An 18,717-nucleotide genomic window follows, 5' to 3' on the forward strand; every position below is an offset into this window, starting at 1 on the left:
TAAAATATGACAAAAATCAGGTGTTCTTAATTATAAAAGCTTTGTTTAAAGCAAAAAAAAACCGGTTACAATTTGCAACCGGTTTAGTAAAATGAAAAGTGTTTAAGGCTTGCGTGATTTTCTGTTACGCATTTGTTCCAATAGTTTTTCTTTGAATTCTATTTCTAATTGCTTGAGCAACAATATTTTTTGAGTAGGGATAACACCTTGTAAGTCTTTTACAAGTTTTCGTTTGTTTTCCTGCATATCGTCTTCCAGTTTATCGTCTTGGGTCATTAAAGCAGCGGTTTCTTTTTCTGACAAACCCATTGTGTTTTCCGGTCTGAGTTGGTGCATCAGATGTCTTTTTTGTTTGCGCAATTCATGCTGACGCTCATCATATTGATTAAAAACCGGCCAGAATTTCTGCGCTTCGTCTGTGGTTAAATCCAAACGGTCAGAAATAAAAGCCACACGCAAGGCTTTGACACGATCAATTCGTTTTTCCTTGTCTTGAGAAAAAGAAAAGATGGAAGTAAAAAGTAAAATAAATACAAATAATTTTTTCATCTTAATTCTAATATTCGTTAACATAAGTTTCAGATTCTTTCTGGTATAAATTCAGGGATTTTTCCACAGCGGTAATGTCTTCATCCGATAAATGCATGGCAATATCTTCTGTGGAAATGTCTGCGTCGTAAGCAAGGTATTCCTGTGTGGATAAACTGTTTTCCGAAGCATTTTTCAAATACATCCAGGTAGCGAAAGACAAAACCAATACCGCAGCAACACTTGAAATCCAAACCGATTTTCTTTGCCAAAAAGAAATCACGTTTACTTCTTTTTCAGGAAGTTGCTCCATCAGTCGTGCTTCAAAATCCTCGAAATAATTATCGGGAATTTTAAAACCGCTCTCGATTTTCTCGCCGTTATGTAAATCAAACTTCTTCATATGTATTGGACAAATTTACACCCGAAAGGTTTAATGTTCATTTAAAAATTCTTCTATTTTTTTAACTGCATGGAAATAAGAAGCCTTCAGCGCTCCAACGGAAGTATCTAAAATCTCCGATAGTTCCTCATATTTCAATTCTTCAAAATACTTCATCTTAAAGACCAATTGTTGTTTTTCCGGCAAGGTGGCAATGGCTTTTTGAAGTTTCAACTGGATTTCATCACCATCATAATCCACATCGGCTTCTAAATTATTTACGAGTTTCTCCTGAAGCTCTTCGCTTGAAATCCCTTGTTTTTTTGCCCGTTGATTAATAAAAGTGATTGCTTCATTGGTTGCTATGCGGTACATCCACGAAAAAAGTTTGCTCTCGCCTTTAAAATTCTTCAGGTTTTGAAATACTTTCACAAACGTATTTTGCAGAATATCATTAGTATCGTCATGATTAAGAGCAATGTTTCTAATGTGACTGTATAAAGGTTTTTGATATTCGCGCACCAATTTCCCAAACGCTTCGTTTTGCGTTTTTGGGTTGAGCAACTCTTCGATAAAAGCCTTTTCGTTGTGCAAGAGAATCTCGGTTTATTGTTAAGACTAAAGATAATGGAAAAGGTTTAATTTAGAGTGTAGATAATAGGGAAAAGAGACATGGGAAGAGGGAGAAGGGAAAGGGAGTAGAGAAAAATTTTTTGGAGCGAAAGGTCGTTTTGTGTCGGGAATGGTAATTCCTGCTGTACGCTTTACAAGGTGCCGCTCCCATCAGGGCTGGAGAGGAAACCATTTTTCTTTTTGTTAACTAAAATAAGCCGGTAACTTTGTACCTTTGCCGCTTTACAACACAACAACAATGATCAAAACAGTAATTTTCGACATGGACGGGGTAATTGTAGACACAGAACCTGTTCACAAGTTTGCCTATCATCAACATTTTGACGAATTGGGAATAGAGGTTCCTGAGAAAATGTATGCTTCCTTTACCGGAAATTCGACTAAAAATGTTTTTCAGAAAATAAAAGATACGTTCAACCTTGATCATAACGTAGAAGATTTGGTTTTGAGAAAACGTCACTTGTTTAACGAAGCGTTCGATACCAAACCCGATTTAGAATTAATTGAAGGCGTTCACAAACTAATCCGGAACCTGCACCAAAACGGAATGCAGCTTATTGTGGCTTCCTCAGCATCAAACAGTACTATTAACCGCGTTTTTAAACGTTTCGACTTGTATCAGTTCTTTACCCATATTGTAAGCGGGGAAGATTTTCCAAAATCGAAACCGGATCCGGCTATTTTTCTTCATGCTGCTTCTTTATCTTTAGCTCCGAAAGAAAACTGTATCATCATTGAAGACAGTACTAACGGAATCAAAGCAGCTAAAGCGGCAGAGATTTTTTGTATAGGTTACAATAGTGATAATTCTAAACATCAGGATTTGTCTTTGGCAGATCATATCATCCATGATTTCAGTGAAATAGACTTTGAAACACTTTTAAACATTAAGAAAAAAGCATAACTTAGTGAAAAACTAAGGCTTATGAGTGAACCGATTAATTGTCTTCAATGTAATTCGGAAGTAGCGTCTGCTTATTGCGGCCTCTGCGGGCAAAAGGCATCTACGCATAGGTTTTCCCTCTCAGAGGTTGTTTTTTCCGAATTTTTGCATGGAATTTTTCATTTGGAAAAGGGGTTTTTCTATACTTTGAAAGAGTTGCTGACAAGGCCCGGACATAGTATAAGAGAGTACATTCAAGGCAAAAGAGCCAAACATTTCAGTTATTTTACGTTATTGATCATTTTGGTAACGCTTTGTTTTTTTGTAAGTCGTTTTGCAGAGGTCAATATTACCCAAATTTATGAGAAAAATGGGCAAGGGGTTTTTTCAGAAGTTCAGCAATTCCAGAGTAAATATCCAAAGGGTTATCTTCTGCTTTCAATCCCAGTTTATTCGATATTCAGTTTTTTGTTCTTCAGAAAAAGCAAACTCAATTTCGCCGAAAATTTAGTATTGAATTCGTACCGTACCGCAATTGAATATTTGTTTACTTTTTTGTTTTACCTGAGTTGTATTCTTGTGAAAGACATTGATTTGATAAGTGTTTTATATGTTGGGTTGCAACTGCTGATTTTGCTTTATATAATTGTGTTCTACTATCAGTTTTTCTCCTTTTATTATCGCTATAAAAGCCTTCTTTTTGTAAAAACTGTTATCGTTTCGGTTCTAATTTCAGTATTGAGCACTTTGGTAATCATATTTGCTTTTGGAGTTTATTCCTCAAGTTAAATTGTCTAACGCAGATTTGTATGTTTTTAAGCATTTTTCTCGCGCTTCTTTATGGTCTACAATAGGTTTTGGGTATAAAGAAGTTTCCAGTTCCGGAACCCATTTTTTGATGTATTTTAAATCGGGATCGAATTTTTTAATCTGTTCCGTAGGATTGAATATTCGAAAATAAGGGGCGGCGTCCACACCAGATCCTGCGGCCCATTGCCAGTTACCAACATTGCTGGATTGTTCGTAATCCAATAATTTTTGGGCAAAATACGCCTCGCCCCAACGCCAGTCAATCAAAAGATGTTTGCACAAAAAACTCGCCACAATCATCCGAACGCGGTTGTGCATGTGGCCGGTAGTGTTAAGTTCCCGCATTCCTGCATCCACAAAAGGATAACCGGTTTTTCCATCGCACCATTTTTCGAATAGAGCCTCATCATTACTCCATTTAACGGCATCGTATTTTTCTTTGAAACTTCGGTTTATGGTATGAGGAAAATGCCATAAAATTTGCATAAAAAACTCACGCCAGATAAGTTCATTCAGGAAAGTTTCGTTTTTAAATTCTTTTGCCGTAAGTACTAATTTTCTAATTGAAATAGTCCCGAAACGTAAATAAATACCAAGCATGGAAGTTCCTGCTATGGAAGGATAATTTCGGGTTGCTTGATAATTGGAAATTAGTTCTTCTGAAATATTAAAAGGCAATGGAGTAATTTCCGATGTTTGAAAACCAATATCCTTTAAACTTAAAAAAGGGTAGGGGTGAACTGTGATTTTGTCTAATAATTCCTCTGAGGGATAAGAGATAAGTTTAGTTTTAGAAAGTTGCTCTTTCCATTTTTTAGAGTAAGGTGTAAAAACCACATACGGGCTACCGTCGTCTTTGACCACATCATTTTTCTCAAATACCACCTGATCTTTACAGGTTTTAAATTCGATTTGATGCTCTTTTAATAAGTTATAAACTTCTTTATCACGCTTTCTGGCTGAAGGTTCATAATCATGGTTAGTGTAAACCGTTACAATTTTATTTTCAGAAATTAATTGCTTAAAAACAAGTTCAGGTTTTCCATAAAAAACAGCCAATGATTTCCCTTTTTCTTCTAAACTGCGTTGAATTTTTTCCAGTTGATTGTGTATAAAAGTAACTCTGGAATCGTCTGGCTCGAGTTGAGAAAGTATATTTTCATCAAAAATAAAAATAGGAAGTACTGCGGAATCATTATTTAGGGCATGAAAAAGGGCCGTATTGTCATCCAGTCGTAAATCACGGCGGAACCAAAAAATTGTCATAGGTATGTTTTAATATTTTCCAAAAAGTGCTTCAAGTTTTGCTCTTCGGTAACTGAAAATTTCATTCAGTTTTGGTTTTACAATAATCGGATGAACCAGTTTGCCCAAAAAACCAAAAGGCAGTTTATAATGAACAATGTCTTCTATTTCTACTCCACCATCAATTTCTTTGAAAAAATGCTTGTGATGCCAGAATTTGTAAGGGCCGAAGCGTTGTTCGTCGACAAAAAAAATCTGGTCTTTTACATGAGTTATTTCGGTTACCCATTCCATTGTAATTCCTTTAAACGGAGTTATTTTATAGTGGATGATCTGACCGGAAAACATCTTTTTATCGTCGCCGGAAAGTGTTTGGAATTTCATCGAATCCGGAGTAATTGTGTTTAAATTTTTCGGATCGGAAAAAAAGTCCCAGGCTTTTTCCAATGAAATAGGAAGCTGCTGTCTTACTTTAATTGCAAACATCTTTTTTTGTAAAATTACTTACTATTTGGAATTATTTGAAAATATTATGTAAAGAAATTCTATTTAGGGTATTCTTAACATTTTAAAAATGTAATTTTTGTTATTTTCGTTTGCATAAAATAAAAACTAAACCATAGTATGAAAAAAATAATCCTTACCGCTGCGTTTGCGTTTGCTACAGTGGCAATGCAGGCACAGGTGAAAACCCCACAGGCGAGTCCTAGTTCTAAAGTAGAACAAATGGTAGGCTTAACCAATGTTGAAATTGACTATTCACGTCCTAGTATGAAAGGAAGAACAGTTTTTGGAGAATTGGTTCCTTACGGAAAGATTTGGAGAACCGGAGCCAACGCTAATACTACAATTTCTTTCAGCGAAGACATTGTTATTGGTGGAAAGACTTTAAAAAAAGGAAAGTACTCACTATATACATTGCCAAAAGCAGATAGCTGGGAAGTGATTTTTTACACAACCACAGACAATTGGGGAAATCCTGAAAACTGGGACGAAGCAAACGTGGCATTGCGTACAACTGTTAAACCTGAAACTATTTCCAGAAAAGTGGAAACCTTTACAATCGACATCAATAATGTAGACAATGATTATGCTGTTTTGGAATTACTTTGGGAAAAAACTTTAATTCCTGTTAAGTTTGAAGTTCCTACGCAAAAAGTAGCTTTAAAAAGCATCGAAACTACATTAGCTGGGCCTTCTGCAAACGATTATTTTTCTTCTGCTCAATATTTATATCAATCTAATGGAGATTTAGGAAAAGCATTAACTTGGGTAAATAAAGCAGTTGAAATGAAAGGCGCAGATACTCCATTTTGGTATTTACGTTTAAAATCTCTAATTCAAGCTAAAAAAGGAGATAAAATGGGAGCTATTGAAACTGCTAAACTTTCTTTAGCCGGAGCTGAAAAAGCGAACAATCAGGATTATGTAAAGATGAACAAAGATTCTATTGCAGAATGGAATAAGAAATCTTAAGTAGTCAATAGTATTTAAAAAGGCTGTCTTTTATCGAGACAGCCTTTTTTTATTCTTTGGTTTTAAGGAACGATTGAAAAAAGATTCCTAGAATAATGGTAAGGAATGCCCCAATAAAGTTAAGCCACAAGAAGCTGACAATATCTAAATAGTAAATGTAGAATATCGTTAGCTGTGAAACAACCGCACTCCAAAATACCGCACGTGCTTTTACGAACTTCACATAAAATGCTACCAAGAAGATCCCTAATACAGTACCATAAAAGATGGAACCTACTATGTTAACCAATTGAATCAGGTTCTCAAACAAAGTTCCAACGCAGGCAAACAAAATTGCGATTATTCCCCACATTAAGGTGAAAAGTTTGGTAGCGGTAACAAAGTGTTTTTCAGATTTATCAGCTCTTAAATTACGTTTGTAAATGTCGATGGTTGTAGTAGATGCCAATGCATTCAATCCAGAAGCCGAAGAAGACATTGCCGCCGAAAAAATAACGGCCAACAATAAACCAATAAGACCTTTTGGTAGGAAATTCAGAATAAAATATAAAAAGACATAATCTTTGTCGTTGGTTTCTGTTTTAGCATCTACTTTACTGATGATTTCTTTTGCCTGTTCGCGTAAATCTTTCTCTTTTCCAGATAGTGAAACCATTTTTTGCTGTAGGATAGGGTTGTCAAAGTCCTGATTTAACTGACCAACATAAAGCATACTGATTTCTTTTTTCTCGTTTTGAACCGATTCCAATTCTTTTTCGAGTTTTTCATATTCGGTTTTGTATTCCGATTTTTTTGCCAAAGCATTGTTGGTCGGATTGAAATGCAAAGGAGACGAATGAAACTGAAAAAACACAAAAACCATCACACCGGTTAGCAAAATGAAAAACTGCATCGGAACTTTTAATATACCGTTCATGATCAAGCCCATTTGGCTTTCGCGAATTGATCTTCCTGTCAAATAACGTCCAACTTGAGACTGATCGGTACCGAAATATGAAAGCGCTAAAAAGAATCCGCCGGTAATTCCGCTCCAGAATGTATAACGGGTTTCAGGATCAAAAGAGAAATCGACGATGTTCATTTTGTCATTGGCACCCGCAATTCCTAAGGCATTACTGAAACTCAATTCTTCCGGTAAATAACTTAAAATCAAAAAGAACGTGATGAACATTCCGGTCATGATTACAAACATCTGTTGCTTTTGAGTTACGTTTACCGCTTTAGTTCCACCGGAAAATGTATAAATGATTACCAAAATTCCAATGGCAATGTTCATAAAGGTCAAGTTCCATCCCAATAAGGCTGATAGAATGATAGCCGGTGCATAAATAGTAAGACCGGTTCCTAATCCTCTTTGTACCAAGAATAATATTGAAGCAAGTGAACGAGTTTTAACATCAAAACGCTGTTCTAAAAATTCATAGGCCGTAAAAACTCTGAGTTTGTGATAAATCGGGATGAAGGTGATACAGATGACCACCATGGCAATAGGTAAACCAAAGTAAAACTGAACAAATCCCATACCGTCGTGATAGGCCTGTCCTGGGGTAGAAAGAAAGGTAATCGCGCTGGCTTGTGTTGCCATTACCGATAAACCAACTGTCCACCAAGGGGTTTCGTTGTTCCCTAAAATAAATTCTTCTACGTTTTTGCTTCCTCTTGTTTTTAATGATCCGTAAATTACTATGAATAAAAGAGTTACCGAAAGTACGATCCAATCAATTGTTTGCATAGGTTACGAATACATTTGCATTAAAAAATAGAACAATAAAATGTAGAACGCATTGAGTAACAATACAATGGTGTAACTTTTTTTCCACTTAAATTCCTGTTCTTTCATAGTTCGGTTAATAAATTATTTGCCTATTGCGATAAGGTTGGCCATTAATCGAAAAGCTCCGGGAACACCTTCAGGCAATTCTCTAAAGAAACTCAATCCAGTATAAATATAATGCCCTTTCCCGTATTTTGATACTAATAAAGCTCCTTGTTTAGCTGTTTCGCCTTTATCATTTGAGGCAAGAATCGGGGTAAATTCTTTTGCCCATTTGTTTGGATAATTGAGTCCCTGTTCCTGTATCCAACACTCAAAATCTTTGTTGGTGATTTTGTTCGGATAATTCAAAACTGTGTGTTTAGGGTCTAGAAAAGTCACTTCTGCGGTTTCTTCCGTAACACGATCTTGTGAAATTTGTAAATCGTAAGGAGCAAGATCTGGTGTTACTAATTTTCCGGTGGTATTGTATTGCACGATCATTGTTCCACCGTTTTTTACATAATCCAGCAAGATTTTCTGTTTGAATTTTAACAGATCAACCGTGTTGTAGGCGCGGATTCCCATAATTATGGCATCATACTCTAAAAGGCTTTCCGCTGTAATTTTCTCAGGAGCAATTACCGTTACGTTGTAATCCATTTGGCGTAAACTCTCCGGGATTTCATCACCAGCGCCCATTACATAACCGATATTGCTTCCACGGGTTTCAATTTCAATTTTGTTGAATTTTGCCTCCGATGGCAATAAAACCTGTTGCAATGGAATATGCGGATAATCAATAGTAACCAGTTTTTTATCAAAACGGACGTTGTCTATTATAGCAATGCTTTTTGCAATAGCTTCTGTGGCATAATAAGGTGGCGTTACTTCAAAAGAAACGGTTTTTTCACTTCCTTTTTGAGCTAGTTCAAACGGAATACTCTTTGGATAAACTTTCCAGTCGGCGGGTAAATCCAGAAGAACATCGCCTTTACAATTGTCTTTTCCGGCTCTTATTTTTACGGATATTTTGTGCTTTCGGTTGTTCGGAAATAACTCGACTTTGTTTAAAATTTCCGTTGTAACTTCAGGTAAAACTGCAAAAGGCTGGTAGAGTTCCCCTTTTACGGCATCATTAAATTTATAAACGATGTTCTTATAGATGTCGAATGTCGTATCGCAAATGTTTAGTTTCCAACGTAATTTTAAATAATCCGATTCCGGTTTTCCTATTTGGTTTTTATCGTTTACGGAAAACAAACCTAAAGTCCCTTTCTCGTTCAGCCAATAAGGAGAGGAGAAGGAGCTCGTATTTGGAACAGTAATGTTTTTTTCAACCTTAAAGGCAACGTTATTTTCCAGTTTTTTGTTTTCCAGGATTTTGGTGTTTAAGAAATCTACAGAAGCTATTTCAATTGGCTCATTACTTCTATTGGTCGCTTCAATTTTAAGAGTAATTTCCCCATTTGGATTTGTGTTTTGAATGGACGCAACACCTTCCAAATACAAACCGCAACAAGCGACAATAATGTTTTCAAGTTCTTGCTTTTTCAAAGTTCTCCAGTGTTCGTCTTCGAGTTGGTTGACTAATTTATAAGCTTCAACCAGTTTGGTTAGATGTACTTCAGGATTTTTAAAGTTGAAGTTGTTTTGAACATCGTATAAAATTTTACCGATTGCTTCACCGCCTTTAACACGTGACCAGGTGGTGTTGATGCCTTCAAAAATATTGGTTTTGTCTTTCGGGAAATCGCCTTTTAAAAATTCGAGATATTCGGTTTCATTGCCTCTTGTTCCTGTACTTCCAAAACCTTGGCATTGATGCTGACTTCTGCTTAAAGCGGCAATTTCCCCGTTGCTTTTTCCTTTTAAAGGATAATAAACTCCGGTATTGATGTTGAATAAGTTGGTTTTGTCTGCTTTTTTGAAATTTTCTTCACTACCATAAAACCACCATGAAGTATTGAAAAACAAACGTTTTGGCTGCCAAGTGCTTGTTGATTTTAACTGTTCTGGAAATACCGAAGCATCGTTTGTTTTGTCAAAAGCTTCTACACTTAACATTGCGGAAGCAGTGTGATGACCATGTGTAGTTCCAGGTGTTCTGTGATTAAAACGATTAATGATAACGTCCGGTTTGAATTTTCGAATGGTTAAGATTACGTCGCTTAAAACTTCTTGTTTGTTCCAGATTTCAAAAGTTTCCTCTGGTTCTTTGGAATAGCCGAAGTCGTAAGCGCGGGAAAAAAACTGTTCACCGCCGTCGATTCTTCTGGCCGCTAAAAGTTCCTGAGTTCTTAAAACGCCAAGCAATTCTTTTAATTCTGTTCCGATGAGGTTCTGGCCGCCGTCACCGCGAGTTAACGATAAATAACCAGTCCTTGCTTTGGTTTCATTTGATAAATAGGAGATGAGTTTGGTGTTTTCATCGTCCGGATGTGCTGCTATATAAAGCACTGAGCCTAAAAAGTTCAGTTTTTCAATCTGATTATAGATATCGGTAGCATTCCATTTTTGAGGTTGTTGCGCAAAAATGGATTGGGTCAGAAGCAATAAAATGGTAGATAAAAGTAAGTAATACTTCTTCATAAATGTAATGTTATTCAGGTCTTTCAAATATAGTGAAAACCGAGCGCTGGTAAAGATATTTAACAGGAAATTAAAAAAAGGCAAGAACTTCACAGCCCTTGCCTTTATTTAAATTAATTGGGTTAGGTTACCCTCTTTTTCCGTTTCCGTGTCCTCGACCGTTTCCGTTTCCATTTCCGTGACCGCGTCCTGGCTCATGACCATTACCATTTCCATTGTCGCGCCCGCCACGAAATTCATTATTCTGACGATAATCGTTTCTGTAATTATCGTTTCTGTAGTTATCGTTTCGTCTTTCTTCTCTTCTATAATAGTTTCTGTCGTCGTTTCTATCATTGTCATCACGGTCTCTGTAATAACCGCCTCTAGGTCCGTTGTATACTACTTGTGGTCTAGGTCCGATTGATCTTTGATAACCACCTCGGTAACCATGGTAGTATTTTACTTTATGCTTTTTGTAATAAATGTATGGATTTGGTCCGTAATCATCTAAACATACTTTATAGGCTCCATACAAATCATAATGTCTGTATCTGTAAGGCAAATAGGCCGCTCTAATCCATCCGCCACCATCAAAATAAATAAACATTGAGGTTGGAATATCGTAGTACACTTCAATATCCGGAAGGTAGTAGTATCTGATTTCAGGTGCATATCCAACCGGACCCCAAACCGGTGGAGCACCGATATTAACATTAACCGAAACTTGTGCCTGAGAGCTTAACGTCATGAACAAAAATCCTGCAAGTAAAAATCTAATAGCTTTCATAATTTTATATTTTAAATAAATCAATATTCGTTTGATGTTAGACTAATTCCAACTACCGTGCCAAAACTTGTTTTTTGAGGAATAAAATACTGAAATTGATTTTAATTTTTTGTCTGAAAGTGTTGGTTTTACTAGGATTTTTAATTTAAAAAAAAATAAAAAAGCAAGGCTGTAAAACCTTGCTTTTTTATAATTATTAGGCTAATTATTATTTACCTTTTCCGTGACCTTTTCCGTTTCCACCACCATGACCACCACCGTGATCATTTCCATCATGTTTTCCACCTTTGTCGTGTTTTCCTTCATGAAAATTATCATTGTAACGGACTACGTTTTTGCTTTTTACTTTTCCACCCTTGAATTCACCATAATGGTTGCCATTATCGTGTTTCATCTTATAAGATTTTTGTTTGTATTTCTTGTAACCCTTCGGATATTTCACTTTATGAACTTCGTAATAACGGTACGGATTGTCTCCTCTGAAATTCAAAACAACTTTATAGCCACTGTATAAGTCAAAATGGGCATACATCGAAGGTAATACTGTTGCATGGATCCATCCGTGAGGACCAAAATAAATGAAGTTCGCGGTTCGGATATCGTAATAGGTTTGGATATCCGGAATATAGTAATAACGGGCTTCAGCATAACCAACGGGACCCCAAGGCGGAGGTGTTCCAATATTGACATTAACAGAAACTTGCGCTTTCGTGCCGGCAGCAAATAATAAAACAAAACCTAATACTAAAACTTTAAGTGCTTTCATAATTTTTTGTTTTTTGAATAAATAAGTTACGTTTATTCATGTTAAAACGCAAAATATTTTTTCAAAGTATAAAGAAAATCACAAAAACTGTTAAAGGATTGTTATTAATCCATGAATTCCTGCTCGTCGCGGTACTGCTTAACAATGGTAATTCCCTTTTGGATTAATAAGTTGTTGGGGTAGGTAATGCGTTCTCCGTCTTTTGTTTTTAAAAGCGCGTGAAATGCTGTAATATCTACAATTTCTCCTTCTACAGGAAAATCTTTGTCGTGAATGAGAATTACATCCCCAATCTTAAAAGGAAAATTAAAAAACAAAATGATGCCCGCTGTAATGTTACTCAAGATAGACCATTGAGCAAACATCGCCACACCAATTACTGCAGAAATGGACGATGCAAAAAGAAGAATATGCGTTGTGCGTATCCCCCAAATGGTAAAAAGTACAATTAATAAAAGAAGGTTAAGTAAAATTTTTATGTATTTAACAACCAGATTAGTACGACGATGCTCAATTATATTGGAGTCCTGAGCAAAACTTCGGACAATTTTAGGCACAAAAAAACGAACCATTACAAATAACGCCACGGTTACTATGGTTGCTATAGTTTCGACTAAAAAATGATTGTCTAACATACATCTGTATTTCTATACAAATGTAAGCAAATGTTTATAAACTTTATCAACAGGTAACCCTACAACATTGGCATAAGAACCATCGATTCTTGAAATGGCAACAAGACCTATCCATTCCTGGATTCCATACGATCCGGCTTTGTCGAAAGGTTTGTAGTTGTTTAAATAATAGGTGATGGCTTCGTCGGAAAGCGGGTTGAAGGTAACTTTTGTCACTTCGTAAAAAGTATCAGTTTTTGTTTTTGTTCGGATGCAAACCGAAGTAATTACTTCATGGGTTTTTCCGGATAACGATTGTAGCATTTTAAACGCATCTTCATAATTTTTAGGTTTCCCAAGCGCTTTGTTTTCATGCCAGACAATAGTGTCGCTGGTTACCAAAATATCGTTTTCAGAAAGTTCTCCTAAGAAAGCATTGGCTTTTAATTCGGCTAAATAATTGGTGATTTCTTCAGCTTTTAAATCATCGGAATAGACTTCTTCAATATCTTTTAGTCGAATATCGAAATCCAAATCCAGTTCCTTAAAAAACTGTTGTCTGCGCGGTGATCCTGAAGCAAGAATAAGGTTGTATTTCTTTAATTTTTCCCTAAGCATTGAATTTCATATTTACGGTGATTACTACAATGGATAAGATTCCAAAAAGTAAAACTAATTTCAGGATAAGGCTTAAATGACTGTATTCTTTTTTGGATTTAGCACTCCAGATTTTGATCAGAAAATACAATAACGGAGCCAATACAAAAAGCAAAAGATAAAACAGCACCCATTCCAACGATAAAAGGTTTTCGTTTAAATACCACAATAACAAGGCAATCGGAATGAATGTTAATCCGAACACCAGTTTTGTAGTTCGTTCTTTACCTAAAATAATAGGAAGGGTACTCATTCCCGCATTATAATCACCATCCATGTCTTCAATGTCTTTTACAATTTCACGGATAAAGTTGATAATAAACGCAAAAACCGCATAATCGAGAAGTATACTGAAAAGCATCGCCATCTGAACTCGATTCTCTTCATAAGTGGCCGGGTACAAATCAAAAATTCCAACAAGGATTACACTGAATGAAAGCAATAAAGCTACAATAATGTTTCCAACTAATAAGTTTTGTTTTAAGTTGGTCGCATACATGTACAAAGTAGCGGAAACGCCAATAAAAACTCCCGAAAACATTGGTTTTCCTATAAGATTAGAAAGATAAAATCCAATTCCAACACCAATTATATTCAATGCCGCATAGATATTGTAGGCCGCTGCTTCCGAAATAGAGTTGCCCACAACCTGATTTTCAGGCTTTGTTATTTGATCGGTTTCCTGATCCATGATGTTGTTGATCACATAACCGCCGGCTGCGATAGTTACTGTTGCCAGTACCAGTAAAAGAAATTGCCAATCGGCTAAGGCAAGAAAAATATCTGTTTGATTTTTAAAAAACACGAAGTGAAAAACAAGCTGCATCAAGGCCAGCATCAATAAGTTTTGGTAACGGATTAGTTTTAGAAATTTCATTCGTTAGTGTAAAGATTTATAATGTTTTGGAAAAAAATTAATCGTATTTGGCATCGAAATGTTCCATCCATTTGCCCTGAACTTTCATAACCTGTTCAATTACATCACGAACGGCGCCTTTTCCTCCATTTTTATGAGAAATATAGTTACTGATTCCTTTGATTTCCGGAGAAGCGTCTTGCGGACAGGTCGGCAATCCTACCAATTTCATCACATGGAAATCAGGGATATCGTCGCCCATATACAAAACCTGTTCTGATTTAATGTTGTAAATGTCAGTAAACTCTTTGAAAACTTCCACTTTATCGTGAACGCCTAAATGAATATCGGTAATTCCAAGATTTCTTAAACGGATGCGAACGCCTTCATTACTTCCGCCGGAAATAATACAAACGGTATAGCCATTTTCAACTGCAGCTTTCATTGCGTAACCGTCTCGAATGTTCATCTCGCGTAGCATTTCTCCGGTTGGGGTAATGTGAACGGTTCCGTCGGTTAGAACGCCATCAACATCAAATACAAAAGTTGTGATGTCGTTCATGATTTCTTTATAGCTTTTACTCATTATTGTTTTGTATGGATTGGGTTAGGAGTTTATAGATCGTTTTTCTGCTTTGGTCTTTCAGAAAATCAAGGTGTTTTTCAATTGTTTTTTGATCGTGACGGATTGCCGGACCAGTTTGCGCTTTTTTTGGCGATAGCGTTTTAATTTTATCGGCGGTTTCCTGAATCAGTGGGTATAAAATCTCGAATGGAACGTTGTTTTCTTCACAGATTTCATTTCCAAGTTGATACAAATGATTTACGAAATTACAGGAAAAAACAGCGGCTACATGAAGGCTTTGTCGTTGCTCGGAGCTGATTTTGAAGACTTTTTCGGAAATCGATTTGCCAATATTCTCCAGAATTCCGTAATCGCTTTCATTTTGCGTTTCCAAACATAAAGGAACCACAGAAAAATCAATTGCTTTCGATTTGGAAAATGTTTGTAACGGATAAAAAACACCTTTACGGTTTTTGTCGTTCAGGGCATCAAAACCCATACTTCCTGAAGTGTGAACAACCAGCTGATTTTCAAAGGGAATCAAGTTAGAAACTTCTGAGATAGCATCGTCGGAAACTGCAATTATTGTTACGGTAGCAGGTTTTAAATCAATATATTTCGTCACAATTGTATCATTGGAAACCAAATGGCTGATGTTTTCCCGTTTGCGCGAAAAAACCTGTTGCAACACAAGGCTTTCCGTTTGTTGAAAAACAGAGATCAAGTGCTGCGCTACATTTCCGGATCCTATGATGTTTACTGTAATCATGTTGCTAAAGTAGCACAAAATTACGAATTGTTTATGCTTTTGGCAGCACAGCTTTCTTTTTTAGTTTTTTAAGTAACGCATTGAAATTTTCGTAATAGTAGATATTTTCGATAAAACGTTTTTCGTCTTTCTTTTTCTGACGGGCAAAGTACAGGCGGTTCTCTTTTTGGTGAACAAACGGGCAAAATTCCGCAACTTCAGAATTGATTTCCGAACCTAAATTTTGAGGAATCGTCCACTTATTGTTTTTACGGAAGCTGATGTACAAATCCACATCGCCAAAACCTTTCGGATCGGTCGAAAAATAGATGATATAATCTTCTTTTTCAGAAATATAGGGGTTTGATTCCCGTTCATTAGTGTTTATCGGTTCCCCTAAATTTTTAGCTGCGGTATGTTTTCCGTTTATGAATTCTGAAAAGTAAATGTCTGACTTTCCTGTACCGTTTTCATTGTCTTTCATGAAGTAAATCGTTCCCTTTTTTGAGATGGAGGCAAACGATTCGGAAGCATCGGTATTAATTTCTGAAAGATTTACAGGTTCAGACCATCCGTTTTCGGTTTTTTCTGTGGAATAAATATCGAATCGGGTTCGGTTAGGCAATCCTTTAACTGGTCGGTTCGATTGAAACAAAACGGTTTTTCCGTCCGGACTAAAAATAGGATCAATATCTTTATGTGGAAGTTGATTGGAAAACGATGCTTTTACCGGTTTTTGCCATTTTCCGTTTCTCTTAACGCTTTCCATGATTATCAATGTGTCTCTTCCTCCATTTGAATTTACCCACAATGCCCGATTGGAATCAGGGGAAAGTGTAAAACCGAACACACCATCGTTAGAAATGATTCCGGGTTCATAAATTTTTGCCTGTTGGGCAGTGATAAAGAATGGGACAAATAAAAGAAAGTAACTGATTTTGTTCATGATTGATGCTTTAATGAGATAAAAATAAAGAGTAAAGATTTTGTAAGAAATTGTTTTAACAGAACTTTAGGCAAATAAAAAGACCGCAGGATATGCGGTCTTCATGAAGTTGTACTTTTCTAGTTTAGAAAGCGTCTACAATTGCAACGAAATCTTCAGCTTTTAATGCTGCTCCACCGATTAAACCTCCGTCTACATCTGGTTTTGAGAAAATTTCTTTGGCATTGTCTGGTTTTACACTTCCTCCATAAAGGATGGAAACGTTTTCAGCAACACTGCTTCCGTATTTGTGACGAATAGTCTCACGGATGAATTGGTGCATTTCCTGAGCCTGTTCCGGCGAAGCAGTTTCTCCAGTTCCGATGGCCCAAACTGGTTCGTAAGCTAAAACGATATTTACCCAAGCATTAGCTCCTAAATGAAATAATCCATCGCGTAATTGAGTGTCAACCACATTGAAATGCTGTTTGTTCTGACGGTCTTTAAGTTCTTCACCAATACAGAAAATAATGCGCATTTCGTGTTTTAAAGCTGTATCCACTTTATTGGCTAAAAGTGCATCGGTTTCTTTGAAATATTGACGTCTTTCAGAATGTCCAAGAATTACATTGTTTACTCCGATGGAAGTTAACATATCTGCAGAAATTTCCCCTGTAAATGCACCACCTTCTGCCTGATGCATGTTTTGTGCAGCAACTCCGATATTGGTATGCTCCAGAACATGAATGGCCTGTGATAAATTTACAAATGATGGTGCTACAAGTACTTCTACTTCTTTTCCTGAAGGCAGCTGATTTAAAATATCGGCTAACAATTGTGAAGTTTCGCCTGCATTTTTATTCATTTTCCAGTTTCCTGCAACTATGTTGTGTCTCATTATTTTAGTGTTTTTATTGTCTCAATTAGTTTAGTATCATCTGCTTCAATAGCTCGGTATAAAGCAATTTTTCCTTTTTTGTCGATTACCATATAACGCGGAATCCAATCCAGATTAATTGATTTTCCGAAAATACCTTTCATTCCGTCGGTAGCCATATAATGTTCACCTTGTATTTCAAAACGCTCAATACTTTTTTTCCAAGCTTCCGGCGTTTTATCCATAGAGATGAAAAGATATGCAACATCTGGGTTTTCTGCTTGCAATGCTTTTACTTTCGGCATTCCTTTGATGCAATCGGAACACCAGGAAGCCCAAACGTCCATAACAATGGTTTTTCCTTTGTATTTTTTTAGAATCTCTTTGAAAGTGATCTGACTCCCGTCTGAAGCGAGCATAACGTTCTCAAGCGCTTCTTTTTTAAAACTGGTGTCTTCTTTTTTCTGAGTATAGGAATAGGTCACAAAAGCGGCAATTCCAAATACCAAAAACATTAAAATCTTTTTCATGTGTAGTTAATTATAAGTTTACGTCCTCAATGTCGTTCCAATGTTTCTTATCAATAATCGTTCCTTTGTGAAGCACTACGATACTTGGGTTTCCTCTTTCGATAGTTTTAAGCGTTGTGGCGTCACAAAAATAATAATCGAACGTGATTTTATGTTCCTTGCGGTATTTTGCAATGTCTTCAATTCCGGATGCAGTCATACCTAATACTTTATAGCCTTGAGCCTGAGCTTTTTTAGAGAAAGCTTCAAGTTTAGATAAACCTTCCGGATTAGCTTTGTTTAAATCATAGGAAATCAACATAACCACTTTTGGTGCGTTTAACATTTCCTGAGTAAAATCCTGACCGTCTAATTCGATGGTGAAATCATGGATAGGAGGAACATAACCCTGAGAAATAAGTTTGTCTTCACGACGGACAAATTCTGCACCGGCTGGCAAACTCATTAAATCTTTTTCCCCGAAATTTTGCTCTTTTCCGTTTACTTTATAGACAAAATTCATCTCGTAAACCGAACGCGGAGCGCCTTCCGGGAATTCCATTCCTTTTTGGATGTTGGTTCCTATTTTATAAGCTCGGAAATCTTTCAAAGGCAAATGATTCAAAACCCAATAGCCCATGAAAAGACATAGCGAATACGATATAAAAACCGTCAAAGCTGATGGCATCGGAGGTAATAACGAGTTGATATGCTTCTGATTAAAGAACAAGATCAGTATGAAAAACAACAAAACAACGTCTTTGTAAAACGATTGCCAAGGCGTTAATTTTAAAGCGTCTCCAAAACAACCACAATCGGTAACTTTATTAAAATAGGCCGAATAAAAAGTAAGGAACGTGAAAAATACGATCATTAGCAGTAAGCTCCACATCGTCCATTTTGGTTTGAAACCGATTAGTAAAGCTACGCCTAAAACCACTTCAAAAATTACTACAAAAAGAGCAATTGCCAAAGCATAAGGAACTAAAGCGGGAATGTTTAAAACGCTTTCCGAGAAATATTCTTCTAGTTTAAAAGAAAAACCTGTCGGGTCATTGAGTTTGATTAACCCGGAAATGATGAATAAAACACCAACTATTAAGCGTGATAAGTGTACTAAGTATTTCAT

At 36.3% G+C, this 18,717-nt stretch carries 21 protein-coding genes; 3 read left to right on the plus strand and 18 right to left on the minus strand.

What is annotated here, in order from left to right:
* Positions 1-102 precede the first annotated feature (102 nt).
* The 3 genes from LZZ90_RS10585 to LZZ90_RS10595 are packed head-to-tail and all read right to left on the minus strand — an operon-like array spanning position 103 to position 1,504.
* Positions 103-549: a sensor of ECF-type sigma factor gene (locus LZZ90_RS10585; protein ID WP_237790669.1), complete on the minus strand. Its 447-nt coding sequence runs from the start codon at positions 547-549 to the stop codon at positions 103-105.
* Between the two features lie 7 nt (positions 550-556).
* Positions 557-931 carry a hypothetical protein gene (locus tag LZZ90_RS10590; protein WP_237790670.1) on the minus strand — a complete coding sequence of 125 codons (375 nt, stop codon included), beginning with the start codon at positions 929-931 and terminating at the stop codon, positions 557-559.
* Positions 932-961: 30 nt separating this feature from the next.
* Positions 962-1,504 (minus strand): RNA polymerase sigma factor, encoded by a 543-nt coding sequence (locus LZZ90_RS10595; protein WP_237790671.1) that lies wholly within the window; start codon positions 1,502-1,504, stop codon positions 962-964.
* 277 nt (positions 1,505-1,781) lie between these two features.
* On the opposite strand from LZZ90_RS10595, the gene LZZ90_RS10600 reads away from it, so the two are divergent.
* Together LZZ90_RS10600 and LZZ90_RS10605 are read left to right on the plus strand one after the other, a co-directional pair.
* Positions 1,782-2,447 (plus strand): HAD family phosphatase, encoded by a 666-nt coding sequence (locus LZZ90_RS10600; RefSeq protein ID WP_237790672.1) that lies wholly within the window; start codon positions 1,782-1,784, stop codon positions 2,445-2,447.
* A gap of 21 nt (positions 2,448-2,468) precedes the next feature.
* Positions 2,469-3,215 carry a DUF3667 domain-containing protein gene (locus LZZ90_RS10605; protein ID WP_237790673.1) on the plus strand — a complete coding sequence of 249 codons (747 nt, stop codon included), beginning with the start codon at positions 2,469-2,471 and terminating at the stop codon, positions 3,213-3,215.
* On the opposite strand, the gene LZZ90_RS10610 is transcribed toward LZZ90_RS10605, so the two are convergent.
* Positions 3,207-4,502, minus strand: a complete 1,296-nt coding sequence (locus LZZ90_RS10610; protein ID WP_237790674.1) for a deoxyribodipyrimidine photo-lyase — start codon at positions 4,500-4,502, stop codon at positions 3,207-3,209. The genes LZZ90_RS10605 and LZZ90_RS10610 overlap by 9 nt on opposite strands.
* 9 nt (positions 4,503-4,511) lie before the next feature.
* Complete coding sequence (locus tag LZZ90_RS10615) at positions 4,512-4,967, minus strand: SRPBCC family protein (protein ID WP_237790675.1); 456 nt, start codon at positions 4,965-4,967, stop codon at positions 4,512-4,514.
* A gap of 138 nt (positions 4,968-5,105) precedes the next feature.
* Between LZZ90_RS10615 and LZZ90_RS10620 the strand changes: the two genes are divergently transcribed.
* Positions 5,106-5,957, plus strand: coding sequence for a DUF2911 domain-containing protein (locus LZZ90_RS10620; RefSeq protein ID WP_237790676.1), 852 nt, complete (start codon positions 5,106-5,108; stop codon positions 5,955-5,957).
* 49 nt (positions 5,958-6,006) lie between these two features.
* On the opposite strand, the gene LZZ90_RS10625 is transcribed toward LZZ90_RS10620, so the two are convergent.
* From LZZ90_RS10625 to LZZ90_RS10685, 13 genes are all read right to left on the minus strand, one after another.
* Entirely contained in the window at positions 6,007-7,689 is a 1,683-nt protein-coding gene (locus tag LZZ90_RS10625) for a sodium:solute symporter (RefSeq protein WP_237790677.1), read from the minus strand.
* Between the two features lie 123 nt (positions 7,690-7,812).
* Entirely contained in the window at positions 7,813-10,302 is a 2,490-nt protein-coding gene (locus LZZ90_RS10630; protein WP_237790678.1) for a PIG-L family deacetylase, read from the minus strand.
* Positions 10,303-10,429: 127 nt separating this feature from the next.
* Positions 10,430-11,071 (minus strand): hypothetical protein, encoded by a 642-nt coding sequence (locus LZZ90_RS10635; RefSeq protein ID WP_237790679.1) that lies wholly within the window; start codon positions 11,069-11,071, stop codon positions 10,430-10,432.
* Positions 11,072-11,279: 208 nt separating this feature from the next.
* A complete protein-coding gene (locus LZZ90_RS10640) occupies positions 11,280-11,837 on the minus strand; it encodes a hypothetical protein (protein WP_237790680.1) in 558 nt (185 codons plus the stop codon).
* A gap of 104 nt (positions 11,838-11,941) precedes the next feature.
* The gene (locus tag LZZ90_RS10645) at positions 11,942-12,472 is read right to left on the minus strand and encodes a mechanosensitive ion channel family protein (RefSeq protein WP_237790681.1); all 531 of its coding nucleotides are present in this window, start codon (positions 12,470-12,472) and stop codon (positions 11,942-11,944) included.
* 12 nt (positions 12,473-12,484) lie between these two features.
* On the minus strand, positions 12,485-13,069 hold the full coding sequence (locus tag LZZ90_RS10650) for a Maf-like protein (RefSeq protein ID WP_237790682.1): 585 nt from the start codon (positions 13,067-13,069) through the stop codon (positions 12,485-12,487).
* Positions 13,062-13,985: a geranylgeranylglycerol-phosphate geranylgeranyltransferase gene (locus LZZ90_RS10655; RefSeq protein ID WP_237790683.1), complete on the minus strand. Its 924-nt coding sequence runs from the start codon at positions 13,983-13,985 to the stop codon at positions 13,062-13,064. Before LZZ90_RS10655 ends, LZZ90_RS10650 begins: the two co-directional genes overlap by 8 nt.
* Before the next feature lie 37 nt (positions 13,986-14,022).
* The gene (locus LZZ90_RS10660) at positions 14,023-14,550 is read right to left on the minus strand and encodes an HAD family hydrolase (protein ID WP_237790684.1); all 528 of its coding nucleotides are present in this window, start codon (positions 14,548-14,550) and stop codon (positions 14,023-14,025) included.
* A complete protein-coding gene (locus LZZ90_RS10665) occupies positions 14,543-15,298 on the minus strand; it encodes a Rossmann-like and DUF2520 domain-containing protein (RefSeq protein ID WP_237790685.1) in 756 nt (251 codons plus the stop codon). Before LZZ90_RS10665 ends, LZZ90_RS10660 begins: the two co-directional genes overlap by 8 nt.
* 31 nt (positions 15,299-15,329) lie before the next feature.
* Positions 15,330-16,223: a hypothetical protein gene (locus LZZ90_RS10670; protein ID WP_237790686.1), complete on the minus strand. Its 894-nt coding sequence runs from the start codon at positions 16,221-16,223 to the stop codon at positions 15,330-15,332.
* A 124-nt stretch (positions 16,224-16,347) separates the two neighbouring features.
* Complete coding sequence (gene tpiA, locus LZZ90_RS10675; RefSeq protein ID WP_237790687.1) at positions 16,348-17,100, minus strand: triose-phosphate isomerase; 753 nt, start codon at positions 17,098-17,100, stop codon at positions 16,348-16,350.
* Entirely contained in the window at positions 17,100-17,609 is a 510-nt protein-coding gene (locus LZZ90_RS10680) for a TlpA disulfide reductase family protein (RefSeq protein WP_237790688.1), read from the minus strand. The genes tpiA and LZZ90_RS10680 overlap by 1 nt, the downstream gene beginning before the upstream one ends.
* 10 nt (positions 17,610-17,619) lie before the next feature.
* Complete coding sequence (locus tag LZZ90_RS10685) at positions 17,620-18,717, minus strand: BT_3928 family protein (protein ID WP_237790689.1); 1,098 nt, start codon at positions 18,715-18,717, stop codon at positions 17,620-17,622.

The organism is Flavobacterium sp. SM15 (assembly GCF_022012335.1).
Taxonomy (GTDB): Bacteria; Bacteroidota; Bacteroidia; order Flavobacteriales; family Flavobacteriaceae; genus Flavobacterium.